General features: G+C 72.5%; 10 protein-coding genes. 2 read left to right on the forward strand and 8 right to left on the reverse strand.

The genetic code is table 11. The features are described from left to right. The first annotated feature begins 53 nt into the window (after nt 1-53). A complete protein-coding gene (locus VGB24_RS03695; protein ID WP_331071610.1) occupies nt 54-1,391 on the forward strand; it encodes a hypothetical protein in 1,338 nt (445 codons plus the stop codon). Between the two features lie 324 nt (nt 1,392-1,715). Here the strand turns inward: VGB24_RS03695 and VGB24_RS03700 are convergent, their stop codons facing one another. Further along, on the reverse strand, nt 1,716-2,384 hold the full coding sequence (locus tag VGB24_RS03700) for a lytic transglycosylase domain-containing protein (RefSeq protein WP_331071611.1): 669 nt from the start codon (nt 2,382-2,384) through the stop codon (nt 1,716-1,718). 257 nt (nt 2,385-2,641) lie between these two features. On the opposite strand from VGB24_RS03700, the gene VGB24_RS03705 reads away from it, so the two are divergent. Beyond that, nucleotides 2,642-5,323, forward strand: a complete 2,682-nt coding sequence (locus tag VGB24_RS03705) for a histidine kinase N-terminal 7TM domain-containing protein (protein ID WP_331071612.1) — start codon at nt 2,642-2,644, stop codon at nt 5,321-5,323. Nucleotides 5,324-5,338: 15 nt separating this feature from the next. On the opposite strand, the gene VGB24_RS03710 is transcribed toward VGB24_RS03705, so the two are convergent. From VGB24_RS03710 to VGB24_RS03740, 7 genes are all read right to left on the reverse strand, one after another. Further along, nucleotides 5,339-5,995, reverse strand: coding sequence for a hypothetical protein (locus VGB24_RS03710; protein ID WP_331071613.1), 657 nt, complete (start codon nt 5,993-5,995; stop codon nt 5,339-5,341). Continuing rightward, the gene (locus VGB24_RS03715) at nt 5,992-6,975 is read right to left on the reverse strand and encodes a fatty acid desaturase (protein ID WP_331071614.1); all 984 of its coding nucleotides are present in this window, start codon (nt 6,973-6,975) and stop codon (nt 5,992-5,994) included. The genes VGB24_RS03710 and VGB24_RS03715 overlap by 4 nt, the downstream gene beginning before the upstream one ends. Nucleotides 6,976-7,559: 584 nt before the next feature. Continuing rightward, nucleotides 7,560-10,541, reverse strand: a complete 2,982-nt coding sequence (locus VGB24_RS03720; RefSeq protein WP_331071615.1) for a hypothetical protein — start codon at nt 10,539-10,541, stop codon at nt 7,560-7,562. Between the two features lie 642 nt (nt 10,542-11,183). After that, nucleotides 11,184-13,133, reverse strand: coding sequence for an N-acetylmuramoyl-L-alanine amidase (locus VGB24_RS03725; protein WP_331071616.1), 1,950 nt, complete (start codon nt 13,131-13,133; stop codon nt 11,184-11,186). Between the two features lie 18 nt (nt 13,134-13,151). Next, nucleotides 13,152-14,405 (reverse strand): AmpG family muropeptide MFS transporter, encoded by a 1,254-nt coding sequence (locus VGB24_RS03730; protein ID WP_331071617.1) that lies wholly within the window; start codon nt 14,403-14,405, stop codon nt 13,152-13,154. A 370-nt stretch (nt 14,406-14,775) separates the two neighbouring features. Then, entirely contained in the window at nt 14,776-16,245 is a 1,470-nt protein-coding gene (locus VGB24_RS03735; protein ID WP_331071618.1) for a glycoside hydrolase family 3 protein, read from the reverse strand. 521 nt (nt 16,246-16,766) lie between these two features. Further along, on the reverse strand, nt 16,767-17,984 hold the full coding sequence (locus tag VGB24_RS03740) for a HEAT repeat domain-containing protein (RefSeq protein WP_331071619.1): 1,218 nt from the start codon (nt 17,982-17,984) through the stop codon (nt 16,767-16,769). Nucleotides 17,985-17,987 lie beyond the last annotated feature (3 nt).

The raw sequence follows: 17,987 nt of genomic DNA on the forward strand, positions 1-17,987 counted from the left end.
GCGGCGATGTGGACGATGTACACGTCGCCAGCCACCAGCAAGCCAAGGTGCCGATGACCGCCTCCGTGCTATCCAGGCCCACGCGCGCGCTCCCCGCCGGAGCGCGGCTGATTGCCCTGGCCCCGGACGCCGCGTACGCCGTCCGCGTGCTGGCCGCCGCGGCCGGGGGCGCCGCGCTGGGCACCCTGGCCGCCGACGGCGAAGACCCGTCGGAGCACATCGTACGGGGTGCGGCCTCACTTGCCCGCCAGATCGTGGCGCACGCGCTGGGTACCGCCGATGCGGCGCCGGCCGCGAGCCTGGCCACGTCCGCGCGGGAGTTGGAGCGGCTGATCGAGCGGGTGCGGCGGATGATTCCGGCCAGCGCGGCCGAGCTGATGCCCTCCATCGACGATCCCCCGCTGCCGCTGGCCGACGAGTGGCTGCGAGAGGCGGCGCTGGAGCGGCACGAGCACGCGCTGATGTTGCTGGCGCACCCGGAATACCAGCTGGTGCTGGGCACCCGCGCGCTGCACCCCGCCGAGGCGCTGGCGCGCACGGCCGAGCGGGTGCTGCACGGCGTCGAAGGGTGGGCGTCGCACGACGAGCTGCTGGAGCTGGAGGTGGAAGCGTCGTACTGGTTCAGCGAGCGCTGGGCCGCCGATGCCGACCTGGAGAGCGAGCGCGGGGAGCGCTCCGTGACGCGGCGGATGGAGTGGGTGTTCGCCGACCGCCGCACCCTCGGCCTGGGCGAGCCGATCCTGGCCTCGCTGCTCGCCTCGGCCGACGCGGAGGGATGGACGCCCGCGCGGCGGAGGGCGGCGCGGGCGCTGGTGGATTCGGAGGCGGACGCGTGGCACGTGTTCCGGAGCACGGGGCACGAGACGGCGCTCGCGCGGTCGCTGACGAACGGACGGGAGATCGCGGTCCGCGACCCCAACGGCGAGGCGCTTCCCGGACGCGTGGTGATGGGCCGGGCGCTGCCGTTCGGCGAGGAGCACGTGTTCGCGCTCTCCACCGAACTGGTGGCCGCCGACGACCCCGCCGACCTGCGCGCGTTGACGGCGGACGTGCGCGCCTTTGCCACGTCGGGCCGGCTGCCCCTGGCCATGGCCGTGGAGGCGACCATCGCCGACGGGCTGTTCGGCGCCCGCATTCCCCGCCCCGTTCCCGCCGCGGAGGACGCCGACGCGGCCCTGGCCCGCATCGACGAAGGATGCGACCTGCTCCTTCGCCGCGGCGTGGCCCGCACACTGGACCCGCAGCGCGGCGGGCCTCGCCCGGCGACCGGCACCTCGCGCGACCTGCTGGCTTTACCCGACGACCCGGTGACCGCGGCGTGGATGTCGGCGCTCGTTTCGGAGAGTTCGCGCGAACGGCAGTACTCGCAGCCGGTGCGCCGCCCAGTGTGAGCGGATGAACCTGCCGGGATGAGAGCGTGTCCCCGACGAGGGGCGGGTGAATCAGAGGCGGGGGAGCCAGAGGGCGGGTGAACCCGCGGCTGGAACAGCGGAAAGCCCCGACCCGGGCCGCTGGCGCGTCCCGTTCGGGGCTTCACCTGCACGCGCGCCGCACCTGCCGGCGCGCGATCGAATTCTCCCTTTCCCCTGCGAAGCGGGGGAGAGGGCCGGGGAGAGGGGGCTCCCGCGGCGTGAGCGGCAGCCCATCGAGCCCGCGATCGAAGTTCCATCCCCTCCGCACTAACGCACTAACGCACTAACGCACTTCCCTGCGACCTACCGCCGCCCCGGACCCCGGTACCGGTCCCGCCCCATGCCCAGGACGCGCCGCGTGTACCCGTTCTCCGGGTTGCGGCCCGAGCGCAGGTCGCGGTCGACGGCGCCCTCGCCCCGGTTGTACGCCAGCAGCGCCAGGCGCACGTCTCCATCGTACTTGTCGATCAGACGGCGAAGGTAGCCGAAGCCCACGCGCAGGTTGGGCTCGGGCTCCAGGATGCGCTCGCGCGTCGTCATGCGCCGGTCCAGCCAGCGCGCCGTCGACGGCATCAGCTGCGTGTAGCCCAGCGCGCCGGCGTGGCTGCGCGCGCGTGGGTTGAACGCGCTCTCCGCCCGCACCAGGCGAAAGCCCAGCTCCGGGTCCAGCCCCTGGCTTTCGGCGGCGTCGTGGATGGTGCGCGCCAGCTGGGGCGAGATGCGGAACTGCATGGCGAACGCGAAGGGCCCGCCGCTCATCTCGCGCACCTGCCGCGCACGGTCGCGCACCCACCGCCAGAAGTCGCGGTTGATGGGCTCGGCGGCCTCGGCCCTGGCGGGGGCCACGGTGGCGCTGTCGGCCTGTTGGGCGCGGGCGGGCATGGCCCAGGCGAACAGGGCCAGGGCGCCCACCAGCGCGGGAACTCGCAGGGCGCCGGAGAGTGGCCGCCTGCAATCGGCTGTCGTGCTCAAGTCGTTTCCTCCTTGTTTTCGGCTCAGCCGGGGTTGAACAAGCCGCACAACGTGCACTCCACGCCCGCCCTCGTCAACCCGCCGTCCGCCGCGTACGAGGTTTGTGCAAGGAGTGGCGGATGGATTGTAAGTGGTTGCCCGCCAACGCCGACGATGTAGTTTGCAGTCGAGATCCACCCGCTGGCCGGCTCCGTTTCCGCCAGCATCGGCGCGAAGCCATTCCGCCTCGCCCCGCTGTCCCCGCCCCGCGCGTGACGATGGCCTGGCAGTCCACGCCCGAGTTCATCCCGCTCCTCGTTTCGGCGATGGTGTGCGCCGCCCTGGGCGCGTTCGCCTGGCGCCACCGGCGCGTTCCCGCGGCCGGCGGCTTCGTTTTGCTGATGGCGTCTTCGGCGTGGTGGTCGCTGGCGTACGCCTTCTACCGCGCCAACGCCAGCTTCCAGGGCAAGGCGTTGCTGGCCGTTCTCACCCAGGCCGGCGCCATCGTGGTCGCCGTGGCGTGGGCGGTGTTCGCCCTGCAGTTCACCGGGCGCGATGCGTGGCTGCGCCGCTGGTGGATCGCACTCTCCGCCATCCCCGCGCTGACGCTGGTGATGGTGGCCACCAACCCCGTGCACCACGCCTTCTGGACGCGCTTCGCGCTGGTGGAGCGCGGCGGGCGGGCGGCCATCGACAGCGTGCCCGCCTGGGGATTCTGGCTGCACGTGGTGTATTCGTGGGGGCTGATGTGGCTGGCCGTGGGCGTGGTGAGCCTGCGCGCGCTCCGGTCGGCGCACCTGTACCGCCGGCAGGCGTGGGCCATCGTGGTGGCGGCGGCGGTGCCGTGGATCGGCAACGTGCTTCACGTGGCGGGATGGGTACGGTTCCCGGCCAACCCCATGCCCGTGCTCTTCACCCTGAGCGGCGCCGTCTTCTTCTGGGCCATCTTCCGCCTGCGCCTGCTGGACCTGGTGCCCGTGGCCCGCGCCGCGCTGGTGGAAGAGATGCCCGACGGCGTGGTGGTGCTGGACGAGACGGGCCGCCTGCTGGACGTGAACCCCTCGGCACGCCGCATCCTGTCCCTCGGCGAGGCAGACCTCGTGGCGCGGCCGGCGGCGGAGGTGCTGGGGGCGCTGGGCGGGACGATGGACCAGGAGGTGGGTGCCGGCCCGGTGCGCGTGGAGGTGGGGACGGGCGAGGGCGCGCACCTGGTGGACGTGCGCGTGACGACGCTGCACGACGCACGCGGGCGGGTGAACGGGCGGCTGCTGGTGCTCCGCGACGTGGGCGAAACGGAGCGGCGGGAGGGCGCGCTGGCGCTGCAGCGGGCCTTTCTGGAGCAGCTCTTCGATGCCACGCCCGAGGGGCTGGCGCTGCTGGACGAGTCCGAGCAGGTGCTGGACGTGAACCCCGAGTGGAGCCGCCTTTTCGGCTATCCCGCCGACGAGGCGCGGGGCCGGCAGATCAACGACCTGATCGTTCCCGACCACCTGCGCGGGGAGGGCGCCCAGATCACGGCGCAGGTGGCCTCGGGCGCCCGCACGGAGGCGGAAACGGTCCGCCGGCGCAAGGACGGAAGCGTCACCGACGTGCACATCACGGGCGCGCCGGTGTTCGCCCGGGGGCAGCGCGTGGGCACCTGGGGCATCTACCACGACATCAGCGAGCGCAAGGCGCAGGAGCGCGCCCGCGCGGCCCTGCTGGAGCGCGAGCGGGAGGCGCGCGCCGCGGCCGAGACGGCCACGCGGCGGGCCGGCTTCCTGGCCGACGTGGGCACGCTGCTGAGCGCGGCCTTCGTTCGCCAGGCCGGGTACCAGGAGCTGGCGCGGCTGGCCGTGGCCGAGCTGGCGGACTACTGCCTGATCGACGAGGTGACGCCGGACGGCGGCACGCGGCGGGTGGCGCTGGCGCACCGCGACCCGCGGGGCGAGGCGCTGCTGGTGCCCGACGCCGTCAACCCGCCCGACGGCGATCCCGAGCGGCGCCCGGTGCTGCAGGTGGTGCGCACGGGCGCGCCGCTGCTGGTGCCCGAGGTGACGGACGACGTGATCTCGCGGCTGGGGCACGACGACCGCACGCGCGCCGCCTTCACCCGCATCCAGCCGCGCTCCTTTATCATCGTGCCGCTGATCGCCCGGGGGCGCACGCTGGGCGCCATCACCCTGGCGTACGACCACTCCGGCCGCCGCTACGGGCGGGAGGACCTGACGGTGGCGCAGGAGATGGCGCGCCGCGCGGCGCTGGCCATCGACAACGCCCGCCTGTACGCCGAGGCGCAGGAGGCGGTGCGGGCGCGCGACTCGGTGCTGGGCGTGGTGTCGCACGACCTGCGCAACCCGCTGGCCGCCATCCTCCTGCACGCCGACTTCCTGCTCGCCGACCCCGGCCTCCCCGCCGACGCGCGCGAATCGGCCGAGCAGGTGGTGCGCGGCGCCGAGGCCATGGAGCGGATGATCCGCGACCTGCTGGACGTGGCCCGCATCGAGGCCGGCCAGCTGCGGGTGGAGGCCGCTCCGCTTTCCGCGTGCGGGCTGCTGGACCAGGCGGCGGGGATGATGATGCCGCTGGCACGCGAGCGGGGGACGGCGCTGGAGCAGGTGCCACTGGCGGAGTGCCCCGACGTGGCGGCCGACTTCGACCGGGTGATGCAGGTGTTCAGCAACCTGGTGGGCAACGCGCTGAAGTTCACGCCCGCTGGCGGCACGGTGACGCTGGGGGCCGATCCCGGGCCGCGCGAGGTGAGGTTCTGGGTGCGCGACACCGGGCCTGGCATCGCGCCCGAGCACGTGGAGCGGCTGTGGGAAAGCTTCTGGCAGGCCGACGGCCCCGCCCGCCGCGCCGGCGCGGGGCTGGGGCTGCCGATCGTCCGCGGCATCGTCGAGGCGCACGGCGGCCGCGTGGGCGTCGACACCGTGCCGGGCGAGGGCGCCGACTTCTGGTTCACATTGCCAGTGGCCTGATTCGACGACGTCGCGTCAGGGGATGGAGGGCTCGGCTGCAGCGGCGAGGGTGCGGGCGATCCGCCGCCCCAGCGCGGACCCGGAGGCCAGGTCCGCGGCGGTTCCGGGATGGAGAGCGAGGTGGTAGACGTCGGAAAGGACGCGGCCGACCCCGGGATATTCTTCGTCGATGGTGCCCACCCGCGCCGCGCCGATGGCGTGCAGCAGCGGGGGCGAGGTGAGGTTCATCACCGGTTCGCGGACCACGGTGGCGAACAGGTGCTGGTGCCCTTTTTCGGCGAGTCGTTCCAGGGCGGCGAGGGCGAGAGCGGGTGCGTACGTGCGATGGCGCCGGCCAGGGCGCACGGCGAGCTGGTCGAAGTAGGCCACGCGCGCGCCCTCCAGCGCGTCCCAGTTTCCATCGCCCCACGCAATCGACCGGCGCCGGGTCCAGACATCCGTCGCTCGCAGCACGGGGTCGGGGAGCGCGATCGCGAAGCCGCCGAGCGCCCCGCCATCATCCGCCAGGGCGAGGACCTGCGCGTTCGCCACCAGGAACTCGTACTGCTCGCGCGTGGCCCCCAGCAGAAAGCCGCCACCGGGCGCATCACCTCCCGCGGGATCCAGCCTCAGCTCCTGCTTGATCCGCAGCATCCCCTCTACGTCGTCCGGCCGCGCGGGGCGGATCTTCATCTGCGCATCAGCCCCAGGTCCACCGAAAACTCGCCGACCTCGGCGATTTCCTCGATGTGGGGCCCCTTCGTCTGCTGCCAGATGGCCTGCCAGAGCGAGGTGACGCCCTGATTGTGGTGGTGCGCCTCGGGCAGGATGTGGCGGCGGTCCGGCAGCTGGTGCCAGGGGATGTTGGGATCGTAGTGGTGCGTGGCGTGCTCGTTGAAGTTCAGCAGCAGCCACGAAAAGAACCGCTGCCGCGGAAGCGAGCGCACGTTGTGGCGCACGTCGGGCCCCACGGTGGTGTCGTAGTGGTACACGTACAGGAGCAGCGACCACACCCAGGCGAACACCGCCAGCGGCAGCCCCAGCGCCACCAGCCACGCCTCGAAGCCCAGCGCCCACCACACGGCGGCGTGAAAGCCCAGGCCGCCGGCGAACTCGGCCCAGGCGCGCAGCCGTCGCGAGCCCCGCCAGTGCTTGAACACGGGCGCGATCCGTTCGGCGCGCGCGGTGGGCACCAGCAGAAAGATCAGCACCGCTGCGATGGAGTGGACGAAGAAACCGCCGAGGAATACGAAAAAGATCCACACCGCGTGGTAGTACCCCCGCCGCAGCGGCGTCAGCGGGCGCGCGGATGCGAAGGTGTCGAGGTTGGCGGTGTGCGCGTCGCGACGGTTGTGGCCGTGGTGGAAGAAATGGATCTTCCGGTAAACGGTGAACGGGGCGGCGACGGGCAGCAGCAGGAGGGTACCGAGCGCGTCGTTCAGCGCCGGGTGGTCGGGAAAGAGCTTCTTGTGGATGGCCTCGTGCGCGGCGATGTACATGCGGTCCAGCCACAGCCCCTGCGCCACGATCAGCCCCGCCAGCACCAGCCACCGCGCGGGCGATTCCCAGCCCAGGCAGGCGATGCTGGCCGCCATCAAAATGCCGAACACAAGGAAGGTTTCGGCGAGCAGGCGAAAGGATACCCGGGCCTGGGGAAGTGTGGCGGTCGTCATCGGGCGGAGGTGTGGTGCGGGGAAGTTCGTGCGGGAACGCCTGCTACGCTAATCGAACAAAACATCTGACGCAATCCACCGCGTGGATGTCCGACTCTGTCCACCTCACGCAATCCACCTCGCGAGCACCGAAGCCTGTCATCCTGAGGCCCAGGCGAGCGACACCCGCCCGCAGCACAACCCTCGCGGGCCGAAGGATCCAGCAGAGGGCACGTACAAGCCCGGGCGCGGCAGCGGACACCCAACCCGGGGCCTCGGCTGCCGTGGGGCCCTCACCCCGCCGCGCTGACACGCGTGCGACCCTCTCCCACAAACAGCGTGGGAGAGGGGGTACACTTCGGGGTTTGGAGCCTTCAGACGGGGTTGGCTGCTCGGGCCGGCGCCCCCCATCCCCAACCCTTCCCCCGCAAACCGCGCGGGGGAAGGGAGCCAATCGAGCGCGCGGGGCCAGCCGAAGCGCAATCGAATTCTCCTCTCCCCCATGGGGTTTATGGGGGAGAGTCCGGGAGAGGGGGGCGCCCACGGCATGCGCCGGGTCACGTCGGAGCGCCTCAAAACCAGAGTTGCCCCATCTCCCCATCTACCTAGAACGCCCGTCCGAGCCGCAGGTAGAAGCTCGGCTTTGGACGCTCGACCGTGTAGATGTCGTCGCCGTCGCTCCACGCAACTTCGTTCAGCGGCACGGCCACGCCCGCCATGATGTCCATGGTCGCGTAGTAGAACAGCGTCGTACGCGCGCCCAGTTCGGCGCCGATGGAGTAGATGGGCGAAATCTCCCGGGTGGGAGCCAACACGGGGGAGCAGGCATCCACGCACCAGGCGGCGCCGCCGTCCGCGAACACGGCGCCCCAGCTGCGGCCCAGGAACGCGGGGAGCATCCGGTACCCGCGGTCCACCAGCACCAGCGGAACGCGATACTCCAGGCTGGTCGAAACCGCGCGGTCTCCGAACTGCACCCCGCTTTGGTACCCGCGCACCGGAAACTCCAGCCGCCCTCCGATTCCCGTCTCCGAACCCAGCGGCCCAGCGACGTTTCCGCCGTTCAGGCCGCCTAGCTGGAATCCCGGGCTGCGCGCGCCCATGTCGCCAGCCGCCACCGCACGCGCGCCCAGCACGCTCCGCGCAAAGCTCACCCTGCCCAGCGGCTGAAACCCGGTTCCGCGCCCCGCCAGGCGCACGTAACCCTGTGGATCTCCCTCCTCCTCCGGTGCGCGCAGGTAGCGGCGGCCCTCGACGGTGCCCGCCATCAGCCATCCCTCTTCCGGGCTGATGGAGTAGTCGAAGCCCCTCGCGCTCGACCGGCCGACGGTGAGCACCGCGCCCAGGTCCAACCCGTTGCCTCGGGAGAACGGGAACGCGCGATCCACGTCGTTCAGCCAGTCGAAGGTGCTCTCGCGAAGGTTCAGGCCGGTGCTGATCCACCCGAACGAGCGGTAGCGCGGGAACGGGAACGTGGCGATCGCCGACGCCGACCGCTCCCGCCGCACCAGGTTGGGAAAGGTGTCCTGTCGAAATCCGTCGTACTCCTGGCGCGCCGAAAAGCCGAGCACGGGCGTTCCCAGCCCGGAGTAGAGGTACGCCGCCGCGCCGCCGACCTGCCCTCTGACCGGGTACACCTGCGCCGCGATCCCCCACGCGTGCCGGTCCACCACGTCGGACCCACCCGTGGCCACGCCCCAGGCCGGGCCCAGGATTTCGTCTTCGAAGACCAGCGGCGTCCAGGTGGTCGGGAGCAGCGTGCGCCAGGGGGAGTACGGACGCGAGGGGCCGCCGGCCGTCCGCTGGTACCGCTCCGTCTCACGGGCCGGCGAAGCGAACTCGGCCGTTACCGGCGGGGCCGTGCGCCAGGTGGCGGGATCGAAGGGAATGCGCGCCAGGTGATAGCCGTCCGCGCGGTACCAGGCGAAGGCGATCCAGCGCCCGTCCGGCGACACGTCGGGCTGAAAGCCGCCGGAGAGCAGGTTGGTGACCTGCATCAGCCGCCCGGCCTGCAGGTCGTACGCGTACAGGTTGCTGATGCCCGTGCGGTCGGACGAGAAGACGACGTAGCGGCCGTCGGGCGACCACGCCGGATGCAGGTCCAGCGCGCGGTCGGCCGTCAACTCGCGGATCACGCGGCCGGCGGTGTCCATCACCACCACGTCGAACAGCCCGCCGGTGCGCCAGCGGCTGGCGGCGATCCGCGAGCCGTCGGGCGACCAGCGCGGCATCGACCAGCGCACGTCGGGATCGTCGCCGGTCAGCGGGCGCGGGTTGCGGCCGTCCGCATCCACCAGCACCAGCTCCGTAGACTCTCCCCCACCCCGAGCCGCCACGATCCACCCATCCGCCCGCCGCACGTCCGGCTCCAGCAGCCGAGCGCCGCGGCTCATCCGCTCCACTCCGCCATCCACGCCCACCGCGTACAGGTCGGAGAAGGCGCGATACGGATCGACGAGGTCCACCTGCCCCGTCACCAGCCCCAGCCCGTCCCCCCGCCACGACGCGGGGCCGATGGACGTGCGCCCGGCGATCACCTGCACCTCGCCCTCCGGCCCCAGGATGCGGGTGGAGGGGTCGTCGCGCCCCGTGTAGGCGGAGTAGGCGATGCGCGAGCCGTCCGGCGAGTACCGCGGCCATTCCGTGTTGCGGCCGGAGGTGGTCAGCAGCTCGGGCTCGGTCAGCCCGCCGGCGCGGATGGAATCGGCGCTGGCGGCGTAGCGTGCCTGCAGCTCTTGCCGCCACTCGCCGTACGCGCTGGAGAACGACACCCCGTACGAGGCGCGCGCGGCCGCATCCACCGCGTACGGGATCACGCGACGGCCCACGGTGCGCACGAACTTGCCCGCGCGCTCCGGCCCGTAGCGGTGCGAGAGCCAGTCGGCGAACTCGGAGCCGTAGACGTACGCGGCGCCGCCGCCGGGCCAGTCCGCCGGGTTGCCGGCCAGCCGGTCGATGGGAAAGAACTCGTCCTCGAGCACGGCGGTGCGCAGCACCATCTCGTGGTAGCTGCCGTGGACGCGGCCGGCGCCGGTCAGGCGCGATTCCAGGTAGGTGGCCAGCCCCTCCGTGGTCCAGCGCGGAACGAACAGGTTGGGATACAGCAGCGGGTTGCGGCCGAAGACCTGGCGCAGGTTGGCCAGCATTCCGCTGGCATGGTCCAGGTGGTGGATGTGCGCCAGCTCGTGCCCCACGACCAGCTCCAGCCAGTCGTAGGTGTAGGCCAGGGTCGGCTCATCGACGGGCGGATGCGCGTACACCACCACGCGGTTGCGCGGGAACGGCGTGGCGAAGCCGTTGGCGAAGTCCACGTTGTCGGCCAGCACCAGGTGCACGCGGCCGGCCGGGGCGGGGACCAGCGCGTCGTTCAGCAGCGCGCGCGCCTCCTCGGCCCGCGCGGCCGCGCGCCGGGCGAAGTCCTCCAGCCCTTCCGAGTAGTGCACCTGGAAGTGCTCGGTGTCGAACGTACGCCACCGCGCATCCGGCGCCAGCTGCGCGCCAGCCGGCGCGGGCACGAGCGCGGCCACCGCGAAAGCGGCGGCGGCGATGCGGAGGAGAATGGAGCGAACGGCCCGGATTCGGGTCATGAAGCACTCGTCGGAAGATTGTCATCCTGAGGGGGCGGGCGCCCCTCCCCCGGCCCCTCCCCGCACAAGCTGCGTGCGGAGAGGGGGGAACTTCGGTCGGGGAGAGGCTGATTCGGGGCGGCGGCGGGCGCCCCCCATCCCCAGCCCTTCCCCCGCAAACTGCGCAGGGGAAGGGAGCCAGCCCGGTGCGCGCGGCGGTCTGCAGTGCGTCGGCTGAGACCCTGGCGAGCGGCGAGGCGTTTCGAGATCGGCCGTGCAGTCCCCGGCTGCCCTCTCCCCCCGGCCCCCTCTCCCGCAAGCGGGAGAGGGGGAGAATTCGACTGCGTCCCGGCTGGCTCGGTGCACCCGATTGGGGTGTACCCCCTCTCCCACGCTGTTTGTGGGAGAGGGTGGACGCGTGTCAGCGCGGACGGGTGAGGGCCCCACGGCAGCCGAGGTCCAAGCATCCGTGACCGCTGCCGCGCCCTGGCTTGTACGTTTCCGCTGCTAGATCCTTCGCCCCGCGAGGCATGGCGTGCGGGCCAGTTTGGTGCGCCTGGGGCTCAGGATGACAGGCCTTAGCGCGTCCCCGGACTTACTTTCGCACTTTCGCACTTTCGCACTCACGCACTTTCGCACTTTCGCACTTTCGCACTCACGCACTCACCTCCCCGCGCGCCCCTCCAGGAACGCGCGGATGGCGCGGAGATGCGCGGCGGCGATGCGCTCGTGCACCGCGGGGTCGCGGAGGGCGGCCTCCTGCTGCGGGATCATCAGGAACATGGTTTCCGTCAGCACCGAGGGCATCCACGTCGGGCGGGTGAGCGCCAGGTCCGCCCGCGCGATCCCCAGGTCGCGCAGGCCGATCTCGGCCAGGATCTCAGCCTGCATGTGCCGGGCGAGGTCCAGCGACTGCGGCTGGTTGTAGAACACCGTGGTGCCGTTGTTCTCCCACGGGTTCACCCCGTCGGGGAACGCGTTGTTGTGCACCGACACCAGGAGGTGCGCGTCCTCCACGGTCGCACGCAGCGGGCGCGCGCCCAGGTCCACCGCCTGCGCGTCGGGCCGCGTCTCCAGCACCTCTGCGCCCGCCTCGCGGAGCATGCGGACCAGGTGCTTGCTGATGGCCAGGTTCGCCTCGGCCTCCGTAAGCCCCGTCGGCCCGATGGCGCCGCCGGGCGGATGGCCCGCGTCGATGGCGATGCGCAGCGCCCGCATGGGCATCCGTGGATCGATGTGCGGCGGACGGCGGACGCGGACCACCAGCGCGCCGGACTCGTCCCAGAACGTGCGCCACCCCCACACCGGTTCCGCCAGCTCCAGCCGCAGCGTGTACAGGTCGTCGCGCGGCTGGTTCCACTCCGCCCGCCTCACCAGCGGGTCGGCGTGGCCGTAATGGAGCCAGTTGGTGCGGCTCTCCGCGCCGTAGACGCTGATGGTCAGCGCGTCGTCCTCGGCCCGCACCTCGAAGGGCAGGCGGTCGGAGGTGGAAAGCCGCACGTCGATCCATCCCGGCGCCGGGTCCAGCCGCACGGCGCCCACCGTTCCCGTCACCGCCGGCGCACCGGCGGGCTCCAGTCGCACGTCCCCGACCGGCACCCACACCGACTGGTCGCCCGAAAGCCGCACCCGGTAGGCCCCCTCGCGCTCGCCGGTGATGGTGAAGCGGGTACCGTTGGGGAAGCTCCAGTGGTAGGGCGTGCCGCTCCCCGGCAGTGCCGTGCCGATCACCATCCCGTCCGGCCGGGCCGATGCGGCCACACCCGTCCGCGTTTCGCCCGCGCGCAGGACCGCGGCGGAAAGCTCCAGCGGCTCGCGGACCGTGCGCCCGTCCAGCACGTACTCGATCATCGCCGTCCCCGCGCGCCCGCCCGAACCCGCCAGCGTCGGCGCGCGCATGGCGGTGTCGCGCGCCGCGAGCGGCTGCGAGAGCGCAAAGCTTCCCGCGTACTCGGTGAACTCGCGCGGCACCGAGGTGCGGTCCTGCATGAAGCCCTCGTCGCGCTCCACCGTCCGGCGCTCCACCAGCGGAACCGAGCTTCCGCCGGGAAACACGATCCGCGCCTGCGCGCCGGGCGAGCCGCGGAAGTGCACCGTCACCGCCTCGCCCTCCATCGCGGTGATCGTTCCGCGCGGCAGGACGGAGCCGCCCACGATCCCCGCGGACGTGCGGCCGCCGCCACGCCCACCGGGAACGCGGACACGCCGCTCCATCTCCGCCGCCTGCCCGCCCGCCCTCGCACGCAAACGGTACACGCCATCGGCCGGGACGGGCACGAAGCCCAGGAAGGCGCCGTTCGCCGCCACGTCCACCGCGGCGCCGTTGATGGTGAGCGAGGCGCCGCCGGTGCCCACGTTGCCGAAGATGAAGTTGCTGTCCGCGGCCGTCAGCGCGGCGTTCTCGCCGGGGTACATCACCTGGATGCGCAGCGTGCCCGTCCCCGCCGGAACGGGCGGCAGCAGGTTGCGGATGCGCGGCGCCTCGCCGGGGCGCAGGGTGCTGGTTTCAGGCCCCACGGCCGGCGGCGGCACGGGCGCTGGCGGGGGCGGGCCGCCGCACGCTGCCAGCAGGGCCAGCGCCAGCAGCGAACGGGCGGGGGTGCGCGTCGTCATGCATCCATCGGAAAAGGGTCAGGCCGGGCGCGTCAGCGGTTCGTCGGCCACCTCGCCGGTGTGCTCCGCCGCGCCCCGCGGGTTCTCGCGCGTCAGCGGCGCCACGATGGGCAGCATCAGCAGCGCGGGGATCCCCGCGGCGATGCTGATCAAAAAGAACTGCGGCCATCCCGTGGCCTTGGCGATGTCGCCGGCGAAGCCCGCCACGAAATCGCGGGCGAAGGCCATGAAGCTGCTGAGGAGCGCGAACTGCGTCGCCGAGAACTGGCGGCTGCACAGCGACATCATGAAGGCCACGAAGCCCGCCGTCACCAGCCCGCCGCTGAAGTTTTCCACCAGGATGGCGCCGGTGAGCAGCGACAGGTCCTTGGGCCGCACCGCCAGGAGATAGTAGGCGAGGTTGCTGCCCATCTGGATGACGGCCAGGATCCACAGCGAGCGGTTGATGCCCAGCTTGGCGATGAACGCTCCGCCCACGAGAACGCCGGCGATGGTGGCCGCCAGCCCCAACGCCTGCGTGATCGCCCCCACCTCGGTGAGCGTGTAGCCGACGTCCAGCAGGAACGGGTTGGCCATGTTCTGCACGAACCGGTCGGCCATGGAGTACAGGATGATGAACAGCAGCAGCAGCGGCCCCATCGTGGGGCCCGCCCGGTGGTAGAACTCCATGAACGGCTTCACCACTGCGTCGGCCAGCGAGGCGGGCGGGCCCTCGCGCAGCACCGGCTCGGGCGCCAGGAACGTCCCCAGGATGCCGAGGAGCATGAACGCCGCCATGATGATGTACACCGTGCCCCAGGGCATGCGGTCGGCCATCACCAGCGCCAGCCCGCCGGTAAGGATGAGCGCGATGCGGTAGCCCATCACCTTGAGCGAGGCGCCCGCGCCCATCTCGCGATCCTCCAGCACGTCCACGCTGTACGCGTCCACGGCGATGTCCTGCGTGGCGCTGAAGAAGGCGATCAGCAGCGTGTTGACGAACAGGATGAAGAGCGCCTGCTTGGGATCGTGCAGCGACATCGCGGCGATCAACAGGCCCAGGAGCACCTGGGTGATCAGCAGCCACCCGCGGCGGCGGCCCAGGAAGGGCGGGATGTAGCGGTCCAGGATGGGCGCCCACAGGAACTTGAGCGTGTACGGCAGCGCCAGCCAGCTCACCCTGCCCACGGTGGCCAGGTCCACGCCTTCCACCGTCATCCAGGCCTGCAGGGTCTTGCTGGTCAGGAACAGCGGCATCCCGGAGGAGAACCCCAGGACGAGCAGCGCGGCCATCTTTCGCTGTCCGAAGACACTGAAGACGGACCGGGACGCGTGTGGCTGGTTCACGGCGGTGTGGGTTCGCGGGGGCTGTGTGAGTGCCTGGGGCGCGGGGTCGCAAGTTCGGCACCAGATGTCCACGTCCAGCGCGGGTGTGCATCAGCGAGGTGTGCATCAGCCGGGACGGCCATCCACCATCGCGGCGCATCTCCCGCCCTGGTGAGCGGGTGAACCCGCCGCTCGGAAAGCGGAAAGCCCCGACACGCCGCCGCTGCGCGCCGCGGTTCGGGGCTTCACCTGCACGCGCGCCACACCTGCCAGAGCGCGTTCGAATCCTCCCCTCTCCGCACGCAGTTTGTGCGGGGTGGGGCCGGGGGTGGGGCCCCTACCGGTCCAGCCCGCTCGCCAGTTCCACCAGCCCACCCTCCATCCCTGTCAGCCAAGCAACCGCCGCCTGCTGCATGATGGCCTCGCCGCCCCACGCGGCCAGCAGGTGGCGTGCGGTGGGAAGCTCGTGCGCCAGGCGCGGGTGGCTGAACAGGACCACCGTCGCGTCCGGGTGCGCCTCGGTGATCGCGCGCACCTTTTCCTGCGCCGCGGCCGAGATGCCGGGCCGCCCCTTCCACGCGCGGATGTCGGAGTACACCGCCACCAGCGGCGCGCCGTCGTCCGCGATCTCGATCCCGGCCGCGCGGAGGGACGCGGGAAAGGCGTCGCGCGGATACGGGGGCCACGGGCCGCCCAGGTCGTCCTCCACCTCCTCCAGCCGCACGCGCGCCGGTAGCTCCGGCGTCCCGCGGCAGACCCGGAGCGAGCGGACGGCGATGTCCAGCGCCCAGCGCCGGTCGGCGTCCGAGCCGTATCCGCCCTCGGGAGCGCTGGCGTACTTCTCCGCGGCGGCGGCGGTGCGGTTCAGCGCATCCTCCACCCGCGCGCGGCTCAGCCGTCCGTCGCCGATGGCCGCCTGCACCTCGCGGATCACCGCCTCGGCGTCCTGCGGATACAGCAGCACGTCGCACCCGGCGGCCAGGGCCTGCACCGAGGCCGTGGCCTCGCTGCCGCCCTCCGTCAGCCCCTCCATGATGATGGCGTCGGTTACCACCAGCCCCTCGAAGCCGATCTCCTCGCGCAGCAGGTCCACCAGGATGCGGGTCGACAGCGTGGCCGGCTGCCCGTCCGGATCGAGCGCGGGATAGGCCACGTGGGCCGTCATCACCGAGTCCACCCCCGCCTGCGAGGCCGAGCGGAAGGGAGCCAGGTCCTTTTCCAGCGCCGCGCGGTCCACGCGAACGGTGGGCTTCTCCACGTGCGAGTCGCCGACGGTGCGGCCGTGCCCGGGAAAGTGCTTGGCGCACGACAGGGCGCCGCCGCGCGCGCACCCCCGCACCCACGCCGCCACGTGCAGCGCCACGTTGTCCGGGTCCGTCCCGAACGCCCGCACGCCGATGATGGGGTTCTCGGGCTCCAGGTCCACGTCGGCCACGGGGGCGTAGATCCAGTTGACGCCCAGCGCCCGCGCCTCCCGCGCGGTCAGCTCGCCGGCGCGCTCGGTGACGGCGGGGTCGTTCAGCCACCCGATGGCGGCGGCGGGGGGCAGCGGCGTCGCGCCGCGGAACTGCTGGCCGGCGCCACGCTCCAGGTCGCTGGCGATCAGCAGGGCGTGGCGCGAGCGGCTGTGCAGCTCCGCGGTGAGCGCGCGCACCGCGTCTACCGGGCCGCCGAACAGGATGAACCCGCCCACGCCCATCTCCAGCCCGCGCTCGATGGCGTCGCGGTAGCCGTCCCACCCGATCTCGCTGCTCCAGCGGACCGCGGGCAGCAGCAGCCGCGCGACGTTCAGACCCTCGTAGCTCATCGATTCCGATTCTGTCGTTGTCGTCTTGCGCGGGAGGCCCCTCCCCCGGCCGGCGGACACGAGGCGGTGCGCTTCGGTCACTCCAGCGCGGTCCCCGGCTGCCCTCTCCCCCCGGCCCCCTCTCCCGCAAGCGGGAGAGGGGGAGAATTCGATCCCGGTCGACGGGCTCTGGCTCATGCGTCGGCCGCCCCCATCCCCAGCCCTTCCCCCGCAAACCCCCGCGGGGGAAGGGAGCCAGTCGGGCGCGCTCCGGCGGGCGTGTGCACGGCACCGGCCCGCCCAGTCCGCGCAGGCGGACTTCGTGACGTGCCAGCCGCGGTTTCAACCGCCCGGGATCGACCCGGAGCGCGCGCCCTGGATTCTCCCGCGTCCGACCCCGAAGTGTACCCCCTCGCCCACGCTGTTTGTGGGAGAGGGTCGCACGCGTGTCAACGCGGCGGGGTGAGGGCCCGCCGCGCCGACGCAACCTGCGGTCCAACGGTTCTGGGAAGACGCGCGATCCGGCGGGAAGGAGAGCCGGATCAGGGCTGCGGATACGAGTCGACCGGCCCGGGAAGGGTGAACGGCGTGATGCCCGGCCCGCGCAGCACGAATCCCTCGGCCCCCTCGCCCACCACCATCCACCGCACGGGCGAGGCCCCGCGCCTCACCTCGGGCCGCGCCGTCGCCGTGATCCGGCCGACCACCTCGACCGTGGTGCTTGAGAACGAGGCGCGCAGCACCTCGTAGTCCAGCTCGGTAACGTCACCGCCCAGCTCCCGGCGCGCGCCGGGCACCTCGCGCACGAAAACGAAGCCGCCCGTGAAGGGCACCACGCGGGGCGCCACCCCGGGCCCCAGCGTCACCGTGTTCCCGGTGCGCAGGTCGCGGATGCGGATCTCGCGGTCGGCCTCGAACACCACCACCGAACGGGTCGCGTCGAAGAACCCGGGCACCACGTTCCCCACCACCTCCACCTGCTGGCCCAGCGGCACCAGCGACGGCGCGCCCCGCACCTCCACCCACAGCGCCCCCACCTGCACCCCGCCCAGCGAGTCGGTCCACGCGGGATGGAAGACGATGGTGGGCGCGTCCTCCGGCCCGCTGGTCCGCAGGTCCCGGCGGGCGTCGCGCGTCAGCGGGGCGCCGCGCGCCTCCAGGAGCTCCAGCACCTGGCGGGCGATCGTGCGCACCTCGGCGTTCTCGTCGCGCATCACCATCGTGCGCACCAGCGGCGCGTCCTCCACGTCCAGCCGCTGGAGCACCGTGAGCCGCACGAGCGACGAGGGATCGCCCGCGGCGGCCCGCAGCGCGTTGCGCGCCCCCGCCGAGTCGGGGAGGAATCGCTGGAGCGCCCGGGCCGCCGCGGCGCGAACCACGTCGCTCGCGCTGCCGGCCAGCTGACGGCGGATCAGGTCCAGCGACCCCGCCGCCCGCCGCTCTGCCAGCAGGGCGATGGCGTTGGCGCGCACGTTTTCGTCGGCCGTGGCGTCTTCCACCAGGCCGATCAGGATGGCGTCCAGCTCCGGCCCCAGCACCTCCAGGCGCGCCCGCGCCCGGAAGTAGGCGGGCGAGGGCTCGTCCACGTCCAGCACCCGTCTGACGTCGGCCATCATGGGCCGCGAGCCGTGGCGCGTGCCGCCGGGGCCGCCCCACAGCACGCATCCGCCCAGCGCCCACATGCCCGCCAGCACGAATGCGCGGCGGGCCAGGCGGCAAAGGGCGAGGGTGCGGTGCGGCGGCATCGGCCTCAGGGTCATCGG

Source organism: Longimicrobium sp. (genome assembly GCF_036399935.1).
In the GTDB taxonomy this organism is placed as follows: domain Bacteria; phylum Gemmatimonadota; class Gemmatimonadetes; order Longimicrobiales; family Longimicrobiaceae; genus Longimicrobium.